The following is a 17,433-nucleotide window of genomic DNA, read 5'->3' on the forward strand; positions in this document are numbered from 1 at the left end:
ATTCAGTCTCAGTTCTCAGTCTCAGTTTTCAGTTTTCACTTTTGATGTGACTGTAAACTGAGACTGAAAACTTTTTAAGCACAATGCGAGAATGCAGAAATGCGAGAATGCATCAATAAGCTGCAAGCCGCGAGCCATTAGCCATTAGCCGCGAGTCGTTGATCATTGGATATTCATTAGTTGATATTGTTGAATGGAAATTCAATCCATTCAATCTACTTCAATCCTTCAATCCCTCAGTCCCTCAGTCCATCAATCCCTCAGTCCCTCAATCCTTCCTACGCTACACAAACCGGTAATCCTCTATTTGTTGAAATCCCCGCAAAAAATCGTTGGTTTTCATGCGTTTCTTTCCGGCAATCTGCAAATCGGTAATTTGCAGCCAGCCATCGGCACAGGCAACTTTTACAAAGGTTTTCCCGTCGGTATGAATGGTGCCCGGCTCGGTGGCTTTTCCGTCGGCATGCATGGCAAAAAATACCTTGGCAGAAATTTCTTCCCCGGTGGTAAGGTGTTTTAAAACCGTCCAGGCGGCAGGGTAAGGCGATAAGCCGCGGATCAGGTTTCTGACCGACTCCACGTCTTTGTTCCAGGCAATGCGGCAATCTTCCTTAAAAATTTTAGGCGCGTGTTTTATCTCCTGGTCCGAAAGGGCTTCTTCCTGCGGCACGGCTTTGTAAGTTCCTTCGGCCAGTGCATCCACTGTTTGGGTAACCAGCGTGGCGCCAATTTCCATCAAGCTGTCGTGAACAGTGCCCACGGTATCGTTTTCCCAAATATCAATTTCTTTGCTGAAAAGAATTTTCCCGGTATCAATTTCATGATCGAGCAGAAAAGTGGTGACACCGGTTTTTGTTTCGCCGTTGATAAGCGCCCAGTTTAAGGGAGCGGCGCCCCGGTACTGCGGTAACAGCGATCCGTGCAGGTTAAAGGTACCCAGTGGCGGCATGGCCCAAACCACTTCGGGCAACATCCGGAAAGCCACTACCACCTGTAAATCGGCTTTCAGTGCCCGCAATTCTTCCAGAAAAGCCGGATTCTTCAGCTTCTCGGGTTGCAAAACGGGTAGGTTGTTGTCTGCTGCATATTTTTTTACAGCCGATTCTGCCAGCTGTTTTCCCCGTCCTGCGGGGCGGTCGGGTGCGGTAATTACCCCCACAACATTGTACCCGCCTTCCACTAATTTACGGAGGCTTGCCACCGCAAAATCGGGGGTGCCCATAAATACGATCCGAAGTTCTTTTCCTTGCATCACATGTTTTTTCTTAGGTTGGTATTTCCTTTTTGTGCCTTGGGCCAGTACGGACAGTGCCGGCAGCCGTTGGAACAGCAATAGCCACGGCGGGTGAGGTATTCTTCGGTCATGACCCGGTAGCCGTTTTCCATATAGTAGTCTTTTCCCTCTTTCAAATTGTCGCTAAAGCTGTCGGGAAAAAGGTCGTCGAAATATCCCATTCAATAAAAATTTGTGCAAAACTAAGGATTATTGTTTGAATGTGTACGTTTAAAGCTATACCGATTAGCAATTGAATTGAGCCTTAAATTCGCTGCGCTCTTAAAGCCTCTTCAATTGTCTATCGGCATTAACCATTGTAATTCCAGAGTTTCGCATAAGGCTCACTCTGAAAAACAATTGGTATTACAGGTTGAGGTAACTGAAAATCCGCTATCAAATCTTTGTTCTTTTTGAATTTCAAATTTCCGCATCGGCGGAAACGTTGTTTTTACTTTATTTCTGACTTTCCGCGCCTGCGGAAACCTTCTTTTGTGTACGGTTCACACTTTCCGCACGTGCGGAAAAGCTGTTTTTGTTCCGGTTCTGACTTTCCGTAAGCCCGGAAAGGTTGATTTTTTTCTTTTTGGAGTTTTCCGCAACTGCGGAAAGTCTGTTTTTAACCGGTTGGGGAGTTTCCGCGCTTTCGGAAAGCCTGCTCTCGGCTGGTTTGTTTTTTCGGGAAGCCCCGACAGGCTGCCCGCGATCGGTTTCGGTGTTTCGGAAGTTCCCGAAGGCCCGAACCGGGGCAAAAACAGCTGAGCGGGAAGCTCCGAAAGTTTCAACTTTACCCGGGGCAGGGTTTCGGACATTCCCGAAAGCTTGTTCCTCTGTGGGTTCAGCTTTTCGGAAGGTTCCGACAGCGGGACAATAAAAATATGAGGCGATAAAAACCCATCAAATTACCCTATTTTAAAATCGAGCTGAGGTTAATAGAATCACAATTAAAAATCTATTAGCCTTTTTCATCGGTTCTGTTTTTCTAAAAATTAGTTCTTAGTGATTATCCGACTTATTTCAATCTGTTGATATCCTGGGGTTCTCCATCCACAATTCCATGTTGAAGTCAAGATCTCATAATCCAAAACTATTTTTAAACTATCTTTTTGATAGTCAACATCAAGATTGATGGGAGAGAATATAACCGTGTCAATTTCAATCATCCAACCACACCCATCAACTGAGGGATTCCCAAAATATTTTACAAGTCCGTGTGCATTTTTGATAGTATCTAATTCGTCATCGCACCCTGCCGCAAGTATAACCACACAAAGCGGCAGCAGGAACAAAAAAGTCGTTAGTATTTTTATTTTTTTTGATTTCATATTTAAAGTATTTAGAAGTAAGTAAATAGTACAAAGTACTTTTTCGTATTCCGATTAACTGTGGTTTCGGAAGTAGAGTATTGAGGTTCAGTTCTAAATATTTAGCAGTTTGGAACTGCTTAGCGCATCATTGCAGGCTTTAATTCTTGACTTACTACGGATCGTTTCTCATAAGTGGCTGTTCTATTGTTTGATTTGATTAACGCCGCTGCCGCACGATTGCATCGTGTGGCATTATTGCAAACTGTCAACCAAAATGGCTTTGTATTCATTCCTGGTAAAAACATCTAACCATTCAACAACGGCGAAGCTTACAAAATATACGCCATCAGGATTATGAAATTTGTAATTGCGGCTCATTTTAGCAGGATGCAATGTTTTAGAATTACTATAAGTCAGGAATCTTTTTCAAACCACGCGATGCAATCGCGCGGGAGCGGGGGGCCATTGGGTTGTGTAATTTCTACTGGATACGGAAATGCAGAAACAGCAAAAAGCTTTATCGTAAATAGGCTTAATATGACTGTAATAAGTATTTTTGTTTTCATTTTTGTTATTGTTTAACCATTGAAAATATTGTACTGATAAATTCTTTGTCTTCTTTGAAAGCAACAAACTCAGGGCTTGGAGGTGTTAACGTTTCCCACTCAAAGACGACATCGCCAGAACAATCAAAATATGAAATGGAGGAGTAATGCTCATCATGTATTGAAGAATGACCTATTGAAAAAATATACTCATCCTTATCAATTACTTTTAGTATATGAATATAAAAGGAGGAATATTTTTTCTGATCTTTAACATTGTTGTAAAGGGTTTTCAACCATTCAATATTCACCAAAGGGTCTTCTACTCCACAGGCAGAAATCTCGTGGTTTTCATAAATCTCATATTGTGGCTCATTTTCATCATCGCATCCAGCTCCTAACAAAACCACACCTAATGGTAACAGGAGCAATAAAAGAGCAAATCGTTTCATTTTTTTTGATTTCATGTTTAAAGTAATTAGTCGTGAGTAAATAGTACAAAGTAGATTTTCGTATTCATGGTAACGGCAGTTAACCTATAGGAGAGCATAGAGGTTCGGTTCTAAGCGCTAAGCAGTTTGGAACTGCTTAGCGCATCATTGCAGGCTTTAATTCTTGACTTACTACGGATCGTTTTTCATAAGTGGCTGTTCTATTGTTTGACTTGATTAACGCCGCTGCCGCACGATTGCATCGTGTGGCATTATTGCAAACTGTCAACCAAAATGGCTTTGTATTCATTCCTGGTAAAAACATCTAACCATTCAACAACGGCGAAGCTTACAAAATATACGCCGTCAGGATTATGAAATTTGTAATTGCGGCTCATTTTAGCAGGATGCAATGTTTTAGAATTACTATAAGTCAGGAATCTTTTTCAAACCACGCGATGCAATCGCGCGGGAGCAGGGAAAGTTGTTGGTCAGTAAGCTAACATTGATTAATACAATTAAGAAAAGATTTTTCATAATTTTGCTAATCTAAGGTTTTGATTGAAGTTATTTCAAATGCATAACCGTAACCACTCCTTAGGCCTGGCTCTGTTAATACCCTATTTCTATTTACATATTTCTTTCCACTTATATTAACCTCTAGTCCGGGTATTTTAAACTCATCGGATAGATTTAATGGAGCTAAAATATTACTATCAATAGGTGTCGTTTCCGAATTCAGATATTCTTCGTTGACAGAAATAGCCCAATTGTAATCCTTAACTTGATTATTATTGTCAATGCTTTTTACTGTCTTAAATATCTTTCCTTTTACATTCTTTAATGTGATGTAATCATTTTGTTGTGTTTCTTCTTCATCGCACCCTGTCCCAAGTATAACCACACAAAGCGGCAGCAGGAACAAGAAAGTCGTTAGTATTTTTATTTTTTTTGATTTCATGTTAAAAGTATTTAGAAGTAAAATAGTAAAAGGTACTTTTTGTATTAAGGATAACGATAGTTGGCTTGTAATAGAGAAGAGAGGTTCGGTTCTAAGCGCTTAGCAGTTTGTAACTGCTTAGCGCATCATTGCAGGCTTTAATTCTTGACTTACTACGGATCGTTTCTCATAAGTGGCTGTTCTATTGTTTGACTTGATTAACAGATGCCTAAAAGTAGCAAACGGTTGCGTAGTAAATAATATGTTTTGCAGCATTGGGGTAAAGCACGCGATAAGATTGGTACCGCAACGAAGCGTTGAAATTCGAAGAGTCCTTCTTAATCAATTCCGATAAATCACTACTTTTAATCACTTAAGATTCAGCTAAACGAAAATGAGCATTGAACGTGATTACCTGATGCGGCAGCTGATGCAGCTGTTCGAAGTTATTCATAAAATACTGGGACACCGCGAACGCGGCGAAGACAAACAGGCCGAAGACCAGATCCGCTACTTTTACAATTGCCTGAAAATTGATGCCGATATTCAAAAGATGAGTATCGGGGACTTGCTCGCTTTTCTTCAGAATGAAAAGAAACTGAGCAACGAACACCTCGAACTGTTTGCCTTTGTGCTAAAAGAACAGGGGGAAATGGCCGTGGACGAAAAGGATCGCATCAACTTTTTTCAAAAAGCCTATTTTCTGCTGGATAAGGTAGAGCGCGAAAGCACGGTTTTTTCAATGGAGCGGCAGCTAAAACTGGGTGAATTAAAAACTTACCTGAATTAGTTTTTCGAATGCGGGAGCTTTTCTCCGCTGTGTTAACAAAGCGATTGTTGCCTGGATCCTTAATTGCTTGCAAATTCGTTTTAAATCAGTGAGACTCTGATTTCAGGAGCGCTAGTGAACTGAAATTATGAAGTCGAACTGATCCCGATGCACCGCAATCGGGATCTAATGGGTTTTATTCCCCGCCCCTTGGGGCGAATTAAGAAATATCATGCCTTTGATACCCCGCCTGCTTGCAGCGGGGTAGTTCATTCCTCTGGCTGGTGGGTTGGTTATGTGGAACGCAGCGACAATGTCTATTTTTTTGCCACGCGCCTTGAGAAAGACAGGGAAACGCCTAACCCCGACTTTGGAAAATGCAGAAAGGAAATTACCCGGACCATTTTAAGACAACTGAACGTGATTGATTACCCGGCTGCCATTTACAGGCTTTTTTTGAACAAGCAGGGCGGCTTAATTGTCTCGTTCAGGTAAGCAACAACTTCAAATGCGTGTGGAAAAGCAGAAGACGATACGATACCTGAAACTTCCGTTTTGTTTCGATCCCGGGAAACTGGAAAAGGATCTGGCGATTGTCAGCAGTGCCGCGTGGATTCAGCATTACAACACAAAAGATTATTCCGGCGACTGGAGCGCTATTCCTTTGTATGCCATTAACGGTGACGCTACCAATATTTTTGCAACTTCGTTTGACAGTTCCGGCGTAAAGGAAACGGCCATACTGAAAGAATGCCTTTATTTTCAGGAAGTGATGCAGGCTTTTCAGTTCGAAGTAACGGCGGTGCGCCTGCTGCGACTCGGGGCCGGGGCAGTCATTCAGCCGCATACCGATCATGAACTTGGGTACGAGAATGGTTATTTTCGCCTGCACGTTCCTGTGGTTACCAACCCTGGTGTAAAATTTTTACTGGATGGCGACCGCCTGCGGATGTTGCCGGGTGAGTGCTGGTACATAAATGCCAATTTTGAACATTCGGTAAGCAATGCCGGAACAAGCGACCGAGTACACCTGGTGGTTGACGGAATCAGAAATGAATGGACCGACGAACTGTTTTTTTCGCTGGCTCCCAAAGAAAACTACGAATCTGAATCTCCGGTCGAGTCGCCTGAGATGATTCGCCGGATGATCGAAGAACTGCAACACCTTTCCGAACCGGCAGCTGAAGAGTTGCTTGCCGGGCTCCGGCAAAAACTGGCCATGCTGGAGGCTAAATAACGAGTCTGTCTTTTGCCGCCTTTAACGGAGGTTTGAAAATAAATTGCTTACTTCAGAAGTTAGAAGAACAGCGGTTGGGAAACCGTCCAACAATAGTTTTATGGGAAGTCATCATCATCACGAGCACAATCATTCGGGCAAAAAATTAAAGGTGGCCTTTTTTCTAAACCTCGGATTTACCGTTTTTGAAATTTTCGGAGGTCTGTATGTTAACAGTGTGGCCATTCTTTCGGATGCCATACACGATCTGGGCGACAGTCTTTCGCTGGGAACGGCCTGGTACCTCGACAAAAAATCGAAAAAAGGAGCCGATAGCAAATTCTCGTTTGGCTATGCGCGTTTCTCGCTGCTGGGGGCGCTTATCAACAGCCTGGTACTGATTGGCGGTTCGGTATATGTAATTTACGAAGCCGTGGGGCGAATACTGGAACCGGAACATTCGGATGCCGGGGGAATGATCGTTTTTGCCTTGATTGGAATTGCGGTAAACGGATACGCCGCCTGGAAAATGAGCGGTGGAAGTTCGCTGAACGAAAAAGTGGTGTCGTGGCATTTGATGGAAGATGTGCTGGGCTGGGTGGCCGTACTGATTGTTGCGATTGTACTGCGTTTTAAAGACATTCACTACCTCGACCCGGCGCTATCGCTGCTGATAACAGCCTATATTTTGTGGGGAGTGATGCGGCGTTTAAAAGAAACGCTCTTTGTTTTTCTAGAAGGTGTGCCGAGGAATATCGATCTGCCTACCATTGAACGGGAGCTGATGGCGATTGGGAATGTACAGTCGCTTCATCACACCCGCATCTGGTCGCTTGATGGCGAGCACAATGTGTTAACCACGCACTTAAAGCTGGAACAGATTTCGTCGTTCAGGCAAATATTGAAAGTGAAGGAAACGGCACGGAAAGTTTTGAAAAAGTACCATTTTGCGCATTACACCATCGAAACAGAGCTGGATGAAGAAAACTGCCCCTTGCTTGAAAACGGAGGAGACAGTAAACAACATTAGAACTGGTTTTAGATTGAAGTGATTGAATGGATAGATGAGATGGAATTAATTCATATCCATCCTTTCTGGCCTGTCCAAGTTAAGGGAAGTGGGCTGTCCTGCTATTCTTTACCCGCAAGTTTTGAATACTTCTTCAAATAGGCCTGGTGCATGGCCCATGCCGAGAATTTGTTGATGCTTTTGGCCCCGCCCAGAAATTCGGCTTCGATAAATGCTTTGCAGGCTTTTTCCAGCACCTCGCATACCGCAAATGCTTCGTTCAGATCGCGTCCGGCACAAACGGCGCCGTGGTTGGCCATCAGCGCTGCATTGCGGCCGCGCAGGGCTTTTACCGTATTTCGTACCAGCTTGTTGGTGGAAGACAAAGCATAATCGGCTACACGAACCGAAGGGCCAACAATCTGCGCCATGTCGTCAAGCACAGGAGGCACCTCGCGGCGGGCAGCGGCGCAGGTAGAAGCATTCATCTGGTGGGTGTGAATAATGGCACTGAACCCGGGACGATCCGCATAAATTCCGGAATGCAGTTTGAATTCAGACGAAGGTTTCCCGCTGTTTTTATCGTATTCGTTGGTGCGAATGTTGATCAGTACCATGTCCTCGGGCCGGGTATCTTCGTAATATTTTCCGCTGGGCGTAACCAGCATTTCATCTTTGTTCACCCGTATGCTGATGTTGCCCCAGGTGCGCGAAACCAGCCCCAGCTCCACCAGTTTCAGCCCGGCTTTTACCAGCGCTTCCCGTTCTGTTTTATAGTTTAGTTCGCTCATTTCTATGGTACTGCTTACAGAGTTGTTTTGAACCTAATTCCGTCAACTTTTAAGTTGAATTGGATTTCGTCAGAAAATGATTTTTATCTTTAGAAAAAGTAAAAGTAAGCATCCGTATTGATTTGCATGAAAGATGAGCGGATTTCTTTCTGAGCGGATGGTAAGGCAAAGCAAAACAAACCAACTTATGAAACATTCAAAAATATTTTACTTCTCGATAGTAGTGGCACTGGCAGGTTTCCTGTTTGGATTTGACACCGTTGTTATTTCGGGGGCCGATCAGCAGTTGCAGGATTTCTGGCAAAGTTCCGACTTGTTTCACGGGTTGGTGGTAATGTCAACCGCTTTGTGGGGAACGGTTGCCGGAGCTATTTTCGGATCGATACCCACCAACCGCCTCGGGCGAAAACGCACCCTGATAAGCATTGGTGCCTTGTTTTTTATATCGGCCATTGGTTCTGCGTTGGCTTCCGATCCTTATGTGTTTGCCTGCCTCCGTTTTATTGGTGGCCTTGGAATTGGTATTTCAACGGTGGTGGCGCCTTCGTATGTGTCGGAAATTGCTCCTCCCGCTCAACGCGGAAAACTGGTGGCTTTGTACCAGTTCAACATTGTGTTTGGCATTCTGATGGCCTACGTTTCCAACTACCTGCTGCGCGATTTGGGCGAAAATGCCTGGCGCTGGATGCTGGGTGTGGAAGCCATTCCCGCATTTGTTTATTCGATGCTGGTGTTAAAAGTGCCCGAAAGTCCCCGCTGGTTGCTGGAATACCGGAACGACAAACAGAAAGCGATTGAAATTCTCCGGAAGATTACGCCGGATGCGGACATTGAAAAAGAACTGGCCGAAATTGAGACCGAAAAATCAAAGGAAGTCGCCCGCGAAAATATTTACATGAAGAAATTCAGAGTGCCGCTGATGCTTGCTTTTTTTATTGCCTTTTTTAACCAGTTGTCGGGCATTAACGCTTTTCTGTATTATGCACCGCGCATTTTCGAACTGGCCGGACTGGAGAAATCGGCTTCGTTTTTAAGTTCGATCGGGATTGGTGTGATCAACCTTACTTTCACATTGATCGGTATTTCGATGATCGACAAATACGGGCGAAAAACGCTGATGTACATCTGTTCTTTTGGGTATATTGTTTCGCTGTCGCTGGTGGCGTTTGCCTTTGCCTTGAAATGGGAAGGAATGCTGGTACCGCTGTTTTTCTTTTTGTTTATTGCGGCTCACGCAGTGGGGCAGGGCGCTGTGATCTGGGTTTTTATTTCCGAAATATTCCCGACAAAACTGAGGGCTGCGGGACAGGCTTTTGGGGCATCGGTTCACTGGGTGTTGGCGGCTGCCATTCCGGCTTTGATCCCATTTTTGTTTGGACAGATAGGACCCGCATTGGTTTATGTATTTTTTGGGTTGATGATGGTGTGGCAATTGTTTTGGGTGATCTTCAAAATGCCCGAAACAAAAGGACAAACACTGGAAAATCTGGCGGCAAAACTGTCGAAGTAAGTTTTCAGTCCAGGAAATCGCCCCAGCGTTTTAACAGGTCTTTTCGGCAGCTGGCTGCAATGTTCGGATCGTTGATGGCATGTTTTACTTCCGGATCAAATTCCGATGCATAAATCCAGCGGTAAACCTGTTGTATGGAAACCGAATCTTTTCGCTCAAGCTGTTTCATTTCGGCCCCGGCGCTTACATGTCCTCCTTTCAGTACACGCACATAGACACCCGGAAAACCGGCATCTACAAACTTGCGAACAATGTCTTTGTCGTGAAACCGGAAGTTGAGTTTGAAACAGGGCTGGCGCGGCTGGCTTGCCTGAACGATCACATCGCCCATGCTAAAAACATCACCGATGTTTACATTTGCTTCCTGCAGTCCTTCCACAGTCAGGTTTTCTCCAAACATGCCCCAGGGCATTTCGAGCCCGGGATAAAGCTTGCTCCAGTACTCATAATGATCGGACGAATAAAGGTAACAGGCTTTGTCAACTCCTCCGTGGTAGCGGCGGTCGATTACGTGGTCTTGCACCACATCTTCGGTTCCCAGGTAAATACCTTTCTCCACCGGAAACTTAAAAATGCCGGTTGTAACTTCTTTTCCGTTAAACGGAAGTGTGCGGGCTTCGCCAATATTTGTGGAAATAATCTTCATACGTTGATCTTAAAATTATTGCGAAAACTGAACACTGATCACTGAATCCCCGGTCTAGCCGTAAAAATGCGGGAATGCTTTAATGCGTAAATGCTTGAATAAGCTGCAAGCTACAAGCTTCAAGCCGCAAGGAACACGTGATTGGTTATTTAGTCCTTCAATCTCATCAATCTATTTCAATCTAATTCAATCCTTCAGTCCCTCTGTCCGTCAATCCTTCCTTCCCCGAAAACTGCGACTGAACGCTGATCACTGAATCCCTGGTCTAGCCGTAAAAATGCGTTAATGCGTAAATGCTTGAATAAGCTACAAGATACAAGCTTCAAGCCGCAAGTAACAAGTGATTGGTTATTCAGTCCTTCAATATCATCAATCTCCCAATCAATCTCATCAATCTAATTCAATCCTTCAGTCCCTCTGTCCTTCAGTCCTTCCTCTCCTGGAAACTGCGACTGCAAACTGTGACTAAGACTTACGCGATGTTCCTTTCCTTTTTAATATTCTCATACGCCTGGTTCACTTTCTGGAACTTTTCTTTGGCTGCATTCTGAATCTCTTCACCCAGCGTGCTTACTTTGTCGGGGTGAAATTTCATGGCCATTCTGCGGTAGGCTTTTTTCACTTCTTCGTCGTTGGCTGTTCTTTCAATTTCCAGGATTTTGTAATCCGAGTCGGTATTTGGAATAAACATGGCCTGAATCGATTCGTAGTCATTGCGCTGAATGCCCATCAGGTTGCAAATCTGGTCAATGAGTTCCGATTCTCCTTTGTCCACTTTTCCATCCGCCTGAGCTATTCCAAAGAGGAAATGTACCAGCTGCAAACGGGCCGAGTAGTTCATGTTGGCCTGTATTTGGCGGCACACTTCGTTTACGGGTATGGTTTGCTGCAAAAGGTCGCGCAGCATTCGGATGGCTTCCTGCGCCGAGTCTTCCCCAAAATTATGCACCAGGAATTTCTTTACATAGTCGAGTTCTGATTTCAGTACTTTGCCGTCGGCTTTCATAACGGCCGCCACCAAAACCAGGAGGCTCATTACATAACCGCCGGTGGTGGTGCGGGAAGAGTATCCCGTTGCACCTCTTTTAATGGCTTCCTGTCCGCCGTCGAACATAGACCCAACTACAAACCCGAAAATTGCACCGATTGGTCCTCCAAAGGCCCATCCTAGGCCGCCACCAACCCACTTACCAAATTTTGCCATATTCTTTTAACTGTTTGTCAATTCTAATTATCTGCGGAAGCAACAGCTCCCGGTTGTCGTTCTTAATTTCAATGGTGGCGAGTTTTCTTTTTTCGTTGTCGCTCCATTGTTTTTGCATTCTTTCCACTACCTGTTCGCGCGAAGAACCGTCGCGTGTCATCACTCTTTTTATCCGGTCTTCATCCGGCGCTGTTACCAAAAGGGTGAAGTCCATCATTTTATAAAAACCGCTTTCGAAAAGAATGGCTGCTTCGTGAATCACGTAAGGAACATCTTGCGAATCGGCCCATTCCATAAACTCTGCACGAACTGCCGGATGCACCAGCGCATTTACTTTTGCCAGCTGAATTTCATCATTAAAGATGAAGCTGGCGAGTTTTTTTCGGTCAACACCGGCATTTGCGGTATAAATGTCGGGACCAAAAAGGTCAATCAATCCTTTGCGGATTCCGGGATCTGTGTCGATCAGTGTTTTGGCCACCGGATCGGCTTCAAAAACCGGAGCTCCCAGCAGGCTGAAAACCTTGCAAATGGTTGATTTTCCACTTCCTATTCCGCCGGTGATCCCTATCTTTAGTGCCATGCGTTAATTCGTTTCGATGAGGTATTCCACCGCTTCGGGCGAAACACGCACCAGTTGGATGAACGAAGATTTACGTTCAATTTTTACCGGCAGGTTCTGCGTATTTTTGTCAACGTCGGCATAATCTACCACCGCACTGAAGTCGCTGACTGCCACATCTTCAAATTCACTCAAGCCAACCAAACAGGTAACTTTTACTTCCGAGGGGAAGAGTTTTACATTTACACTGTCGGGGCGGTTGCGAATAATAAGCGGGATCTTAAGTTCTTTCTCTGTAAATTTCTCAACTTCTATTTTTAAGTTGACTTTGTCGGGAGAGATCGTTGTATTTTTGGGTTTCAAAATATCCACGTGTTTTTCGACGGCTGCATCCAGCTCTTCAAAATTCTCAAAGCGGGTGCTTAGCTCATTAATGGTGTCGATTACCGACGAAGGGCCGGTTATTTTTACTTCTGAAGGAGTTACCCTGACCGGGTTTTTCAGGTTAAACTGTGGTTTAAATTGTACCTGAACGTTGGCTCTTACCGGGACTGTTTTGGTTTTCAGGCTGTCCAGGATAATTTCCAGCATTTCGGGTTGAACTTCCAAAATAGTAATTTCATTACTGACCTGCGATTTAATGCGACGCATCAGTCCTGACGACGGAATCCGGTAAATGCCATCCTCGGGTTTCAGGTCTTTGGTAATATTGGTGAGGTTCAAAATGATCGGAGAAAAGGACAAGCTCAACTTGTAGCGAAGCAGGGTAAAACCATGCGCATCAATTTTCAACTCCAGTTTCGAAGGCGGGTGATTGGCCAGAAACTGCTTGCTGGGCGGATTTACGTATTTTACCGGGTACGAAATGGTGGTTGAATAGTCTTTGCTAAGCGCATTCAGGAACCACAATGAAGTCGAGATGAGCAGGCAAATCAGAAACACCACAACCCGCTTGTCGTTTCGTAGTTTCTCGATCTTGAAAAATTCCGGTAGTTTATTAATGTTTTTCTTCATACAGCAATGAAAACACAAATTTAACCAAATCTGCCAATTAGTGATTTCAGGGCAAAATTTTATGCTTCAAATTAATATTTATGTGTAATAAATCACACGCTAAACGTAAAATGTTGTACCTGCTTTTGTTTAGCCGTATTGCTGTTTAGCCGTGTCGCCGTGTTGCTGTGAAGAAAAGACACAGCCAGACAGCAACACAGCCACACGGCAGCACAATGTGTCAGATTCCCGGAGGGATGCTGGATACCAGCGGTTGGTAGTTATTGTCGTCAATGACAATGCTTTCGCCTACCGAAATATCGCGGGCCGAGAAAAGTCCCAGAACGCGTTTGCCATCGCTCGAAACCAGGTTGCCGGGAACATTTGCCGGCGGAACACTAAACGGGCTACCCGTGAAAGCCTGGTTTATCAGCGCAAAGTAAAAATCGTAGCTGGCTTTTGAAATGGAGAGTTGTTCTACCCGCACCGTGTCGTTTTTGTGCATTAGCTTGTCTTCTTCTTTCTCCTCAAAGTCGGTCAGTATTTCAAAATCATAAATGTAATTGCCATCCACCAGTTCGTCGCTGGCAAAGGAAAGGTACTCGCTTTCGTACAGCAGTTCGTTGTTTATGTAGATATCCCATTTGTAGTAATTCCCTTTTCCGGGCGTTTCCTGCGAGTTGATGTAAACGGCCAGGAACTCGTAATCGCCCCTTGCAGAAAGGTTGACACGTGTTTTATCGAGTGTTTCCACTTCCTGCAGGTATTCGCTGGCAGTAATAACCACACCTTCTTCCGTGGTGATGGTTAGTTGGTACGTTCTTCCCGGAACGGCTTCGTATACTGTATTTTCCGGCAGTTTGTATATTCCGGTGTTTCCCTGTTCTTCCAGCACGATTGTATTGGGAACAGCTTCGTTGTCGGAGATTTCCACCAGGGCATTGCTGACTGGCGGATTGCTTTCTGCCTGGTTTACCCGGAGCGTTTTTTCAATTTTTACAAAAATATTGTCGTTTGCCCGTGTATCAAGATAAGCCTCAACAGCTACCAGGTCAATGTCTTCATCGTTGAGGTTTACTTCAACAACATCTTCGCAACTGGCCAGAATAAAGGCCGTTAACAGTGATAGAAGTATGGCGCGGTATAAATATGTCTTTTTCATGTGTTAGAATTTTACGTTGTAGGTGATGGATGGAATGGCTGACCCAATGATCGACAAGCGAACAAACTGGGTTTGGTTGGGATTGTCTTCGTTAGCTTCGGGCGTAATCGAATAGGCGTTGCGGCGCGCATAAACGTTGTAGATCGAAAAGTTGATCGATTGCTTAAAACGCCGGTGCTCGTTCTTTTTAAAGTCGTAAGTGGCCGATAAATCGAGCCGGTTGTAATCCGGAAGCCGGTTGCTGTTTCGCGCCGAGTATTCAAATACCTGGTTGCCCTGCACGGTGTATTTGGCCACGGGGTACGAAATGGGCGATCCGGTTGAATAAACAAAGTTGGCGGCCAGGTTCCAGCGTTTGTTCAGCTCGTAGTTGCCCACTACCGAAAGGTCGTGCGTGCGGTCGTAATCCGAAGGGTAGGGGTTTCCGTTGTTGATGCCTTCAATTTTCCGGGTGGTTTTCGACCAGGTGTAACCCACCCAGCCGGTAAGCTGCCCTTTGGCTTTCTTGGCCAGAACTTCCAGCCCTTTTGATTCCCCTGTACCGTGCAGCAACTCGGTTTCTATGTTTTCGTTCAGGAAAAGCTCGGCGCCTTCCTTGTAATCCAGCACGTTCTGCATGTCTTTGTAATACACTTCCACCGACGTTTCCCACATATTGTTTTTGAAATTGCGGAAATAGCCCATCGAAACCTGATCAACAATCAACGGCTTTATGTAGGTGCTGCTGGGTAACCAAATGTCGAGCGGCGAGGGCGACTGTGTGTTCGAGATCAGGTGCAGGTTTTGGACCATCCGGTTGTAAGAGGCCTTTACCGAACTGGCTCGGTCGAGGCTGAATTTCATACCCACACGGGGCTCCAGATGAACAAAAGCATCTCCGATTTTATCTCCTTTTCCGTAATGAATGGTTTCAAGCACTTCGTCTTTGTCGGGCTGATCGGGATTTTCGTAAATATTCACCTCGCCTTCTCCTATTTGCTGAAAGTGGCTTAATCGTACTCCATACTGAACTGACAAACGCTCCGAAAATTGTTGTTCGTTCGACAGGTAAACTGCATTTTCCCGTGTGTTGTATTCGGTAAGCTCCAGGTCGTTAAACATCGAGTTTTCGCCGTTGGTAAGCACCTGCCCGGGTTTGAAATTGTGGAGGATTGTGTTTGCTCCAAATTTGAAGGTATTGCGTGGGTTGAAATAATAGGTGAAATCCAGTTTCAGGTTGTAATCGCGGATTTGTGACGACCAATCGAAATTATCTGCATTTTCTCCCGGAACACCGAGGTTGTAGCGGTATTTCGAATAAATGGCAGACACATTCATAAAAAGCTTGTCGCCGTAAATGTGGTTCCAGCGAAGCGTGGCGGTTGTATTCCCCCAGCGCATGTACAGCGACTCGCCCAGCTCAAACACATCTTTGCCGTTGTAAGCCGACAGGTAAATGCGGTTTTTATCGTTGATAATGAAGTTCGATTTTCCGTTGAGGTCGTAAAAATACAGCGTGTTGTCTTTTAGCTCTTCCAGTCCCATGGCTTTGCCAAGCACATCGTAGTAGGTGCGGCGCCCCGCAATCAGAAAACTCCAGCGGTCTTTAATAATGGGGCCTTCGATCGTAAGCCTGCTCGAAAGGTTGCCAATTCCGCCATCGAGTGCCAGTTGTTTGCTGTTGCCGTCTTTCTGGCGGATATCGATCACCGAAGAAGCTTTTCCTCCGTATTCGGCCGGAATGCCACTTTTGTACACCTGAATGTCTTTGATGGCATTGGAATTAAACACCGAAAAAAATCCAAGAAGGTGAGAAGCATTGTAAACCGGCGCTTCATCAAGGATCATCAGGTTCTCGTCGGGGCCGCCGCCACGCACATACAATCCCGAACTGGCTTCGCCACCGCTTTGTATCCCGGGCAGCAACTGGATGGTCCGGATCACATCCACTTCGCCCATAAAAGCCGGAAGTTTTTGGATGGTTTTAACGGGCAGGGTGGTCATGCCCATTTCCACGCGTTGTACGTTTGCATCGGCAGCTTCGCCACGCACGGTAACTTCCTCTATTTGCTCCGAAAGCCCTGAAAGTGAGAAATCGCGGGTAACACTTTCACGCGCTTCCAGCTTTTGTTCGTGGGGGTGGTAGCCAATAAAAGAAACACGGATCGTGTAGTTTCCTTTCGGAATCGTCAGGGAATAAAAGCCGTAGGCATTACTGGCGGTTCCCTGCTTTAACTCCGGAACAAAAAGAGTAGCTCCAATAAGTGCTTCACCATTGGAGGCATCTTTTAAATAACCACTTAAGGTAATTTCCTGCGCCTTTGCCAACACAGCACAAAGCAGCATGAGTGTGAGGATCTTTAATTTCAGCATGTGAGTAATTGTTTTCTGTTTTTGTTTTCTATGGACCACGAAGTTATACCAAACAATTAAAACAGCGGCGATTATCCGATAAACGATTGATATTTTTCGGTGAACACCGCGAATTGATAAACGTAAGGCATATCAAGGAACCATGTTTTGTTATCTGATCTCGTTTTGAAAGACAGCAGAAAGGCAAAAGGGTTGTAAACCCAAATAAAAAAAGTAAAAGAAAAGCTGTGAAAACAGAAAGGTGAAAGAAGATTTTGCCTGGCTATTTCCGGAATACGTATTATTTTTTTAAGATTTCTGCTTACATTTGTTCGGTAGATTACGAACAATCATGGCGTCGAAAGAAGTAATAACTGATAAGCAAAAGAAAATGGCCCGTTATGCCAAAGCAATGGGACATCCGGTTCGGATGTACGTGCTCGAATTACTTGCCAGTCAAAGCTGTTGCTACAGTGGCGATCTTACCGAAGAACTGCCGATTGTGAAATCAACGCTTTCGCAACACCTGAAGGAGTTGAAAGATGCGGGGTTGATTCAGGGGGAGATTGAAGCCCCAAGAATCAGGTATTGTATAAACAAAGAAAACTGGGCGGAGGCAAAAACACTGTTTAAAGAATTCTGGAAGATCTAAAAAATTTGTGTTGTTTGTTCGGTGTTTTGCGAATGCCGAACAGGTTCCGGGAAATGTATTAAATGGAGGCAGGCGTGAAGTGAAAGATTGAA

General features: G+C 44.8%; 18 protein-coding genes. 6 read left to right on the forward strand and 12 right to left on the reverse strand.

What is annotated here, in order from left to right:
* Positions 1-283: 283 nt before the first annotated feature.
* The 5 genes from fmt to D1614_RS22495 form a co-directional block, all read right to left on the reverse strand.
* Positions 284-1,252: a methionyl-tRNA formyltransferase gene (gene fmt / locus D1614_RS22460; protein ID WP_119440250.1), complete on the reverse strand. Its 969-nt coding sequence runs from the start codon at positions 1,250-1,252 to the stop codon at positions 284-286.
* Positions 1,252-1,455 carry a C1orf53 family protein gene (locus tag D1614_RS22465; RefSeq protein WP_119440251.1) on the reverse strand — a complete coding sequence of 68 codons (204 nt, stop codon included), beginning with the start codon at positions 1,453-1,455 and terminating at the stop codon, positions 1,252-1,254. Before D1614_RS22465 ends, fmt begins: the two co-directional genes overlap by 1 nt.
* Before the next feature lie 807 nt (positions 1,456-2,262).
* On the reverse strand, positions 2,263-2,598 hold the full coding sequence (locus D1614_RS22475; protein ID WP_119440253.1) for a hypothetical protein: 336 nt from the start codon (positions 2,596-2,598) through the stop codon (positions 2,263-2,265).
* Positions 2,599-3,151: 553 nt separating this feature from the next.
* Entirely contained in the window at positions 3,152-3,592 is a 441-nt protein-coding gene (locus D1614_RS22485; RefSeq protein WP_119440254.1) for a hypothetical protein, read from the reverse strand.
* Between the two features lie 508 nt (positions 3,593-4,100).
* A complete protein-coding gene (locus D1614_RS22495; RefSeq protein ID WP_119440255.1) occupies positions 4,101-4,517 on the reverse strand; it encodes a hypothetical protein in 417 nt (138 codons plus the stop codon).
* 373 nt (positions 4,518-4,890) lie between these two features.
* Here D1614_RS22495 and D1614_RS22500 point away from each other — a divergent pair, with 373 nt between their 5' ends.
* The 4 genes from D1614_RS22500 (at position 4,891) to D1614_RS22515 (ending at position 7,511) form a co-directional block, all read left to right on the forward strand.
* The gene (locus D1614_RS22500) at positions 4,891-5,286 is read left to right on the forward strand and encodes a hypothetical protein (protein ID WP_119440256.1); all 396 of its coding nucleotides are present in this window, start codon (positions 4,891-4,893) and stop codon (positions 5,284-5,286) included.
* A 147-nt stretch (positions 5,287-5,433) separates the two neighbouring features.
* Positions 5,434-5,760, forward strand: a complete 327-nt coding sequence (locus tag D1614_RS26095) for a hypothetical protein (RefSeq protein ID WP_206610123.1) — start codon at positions 5,434-5,436, stop codon at positions 5,758-5,760.
* Positions 5,761-5,779: 19 nt separating this feature from the next.
* The gene (locus D1614_RS22510; protein ID WP_206610124.1) at positions 5,780-6,502 is read left to right on the forward strand and encodes an aspartyl/asparaginyl beta-hydroxylase domain-containing protein; all 723 of its coding nucleotides are present in this window, start codon (positions 5,780-5,782) and stop codon (positions 6,500-6,502) included.
* Between the two features lie 100 nt (positions 6,503-6,602).
* Positions 6,603-7,511 (forward strand): cation diffusion facilitator family transporter, encoded by a 909-nt coding sequence (locus D1614_RS22515; RefSeq protein WP_119440258.1) that lies wholly within the window; start codon positions 6,603-6,605, stop codon positions 7,509-7,511.
* A 101-nt stretch (positions 7,512-7,612) separates the two neighbouring features.
* Here D1614_RS22515 and D1614_RS22520 read toward each other — a convergent pair whose 3' ends face one another.
* Positions 7,613-8,281 (reverse strand): class II aldolase/adducin family protein, encoded by a 669-nt coding sequence (locus D1614_RS22520; RefSeq protein ID WP_119440259.1) that lies wholly within the window; start codon positions 8,279-8,281, stop codon positions 7,613-7,615.
* 187 nt (positions 8,282-8,468) lie between these two features.
* Between D1614_RS22520 and D1614_RS22525 the strand changes: the two genes are divergently transcribed.
* Positions 8,469-9,791 (forward strand): sugar porter family MFS transporter, encoded by a 1,323-nt coding sequence (locus D1614_RS22525; protein ID WP_119440286.1) that lies wholly within the window; start codon positions 8,469-8,471, stop codon positions 9,789-9,791.
* Positions 9,792-9,795: 4 nt separating this feature from the next.
* Here the strand turns inward: D1614_RS22525 and D1614_RS22530 are convergent, their stop codons facing one another.
* From D1614_RS22530 to D1614_RS22555, 6 genes are all read right to left on the reverse strand, one after another.
* Complete coding sequence (locus D1614_RS22530; RefSeq protein WP_119440260.1) at positions 9,796-10,437, reverse strand: MOSC domain-containing protein; 642 nt, start codon at positions 10,435-10,437, stop codon at positions 9,796-9,798.
* A gap of 472 nt (positions 10,438-10,909) precedes the next feature.
* A complete protein-coding gene (locus D1614_RS22535; protein WP_119440261.1) occupies positions 10,910-11,641 on the reverse strand; it encodes a TerB family tellurite resistance protein in 732 nt (243 codons plus the stop codon).
* Positions 11,625-12,224: a dephospho-CoA kinase gene (gene coaE / locus D1614_RS22540; RefSeq protein WP_119440262.1), complete on the reverse strand. Its 600-nt coding sequence runs from the start codon at positions 12,222-12,224 to the stop codon at positions 11,625-11,627. The genes D1614_RS22535 and coaE overlap by 17 nt, the downstream gene beginning before the upstream one ends.
* Positions 12,225-12,227: 3 nt before the next feature.
* Positions 12,228-13,217 carry a CdaR family protein gene (locus D1614_RS22545; RefSeq protein ID WP_119440263.1) on the reverse strand — a complete coding sequence of 330 codons (990 nt, stop codon included), beginning with the start codon at positions 13,215-13,217 and terminating at the stop codon, positions 12,228-12,230.
* 220 nt (positions 13,218-13,437) lie between these two features.
* Entirely contained in the window at positions 13,438-14,358 is a 921-nt protein-coding gene (locus tag D1614_RS22550; RefSeq protein ID WP_119440264.1) for a DUF4249 domain-containing protein, read from the reverse strand.
* Between the two features lie 3 nt (positions 14,359-14,361).
* Positions 14,362-16,710: a TonB-dependent receptor gene (locus tag D1614_RS22555; protein WP_119440265.1), complete on the reverse strand. Its 2,349-nt coding sequence runs from the start codon at positions 16,708-16,710 to the stop codon at positions 14,362-14,364.
* 331 nt (positions 16,711-17,041) lie between these two features.
* Between D1614_RS22555 and D1614_RS22565 the strand changes: the two genes are divergently transcribed.
* On the forward strand, positions 17,042-17,341 hold the full coding sequence (locus tag D1614_RS22565; protein ID WP_119440267.1) for an ArsR/SmtB family transcription factor: 300 nt from the start codon (positions 17,042-17,044) through the stop codon (positions 17,339-17,341).
* The last annotated feature ends 92 nt before the right edge of the window (positions 17,342-17,433 follow it).

This window comes from Maribellus luteus (genome assembly GCF_003576475.1).
Lineage (GTDB): Bacteria > Bacteroidota > Bacteroidia > Bacteroidales > Prolixibacteraceae > Draconibacterium > Draconibacterium luteum.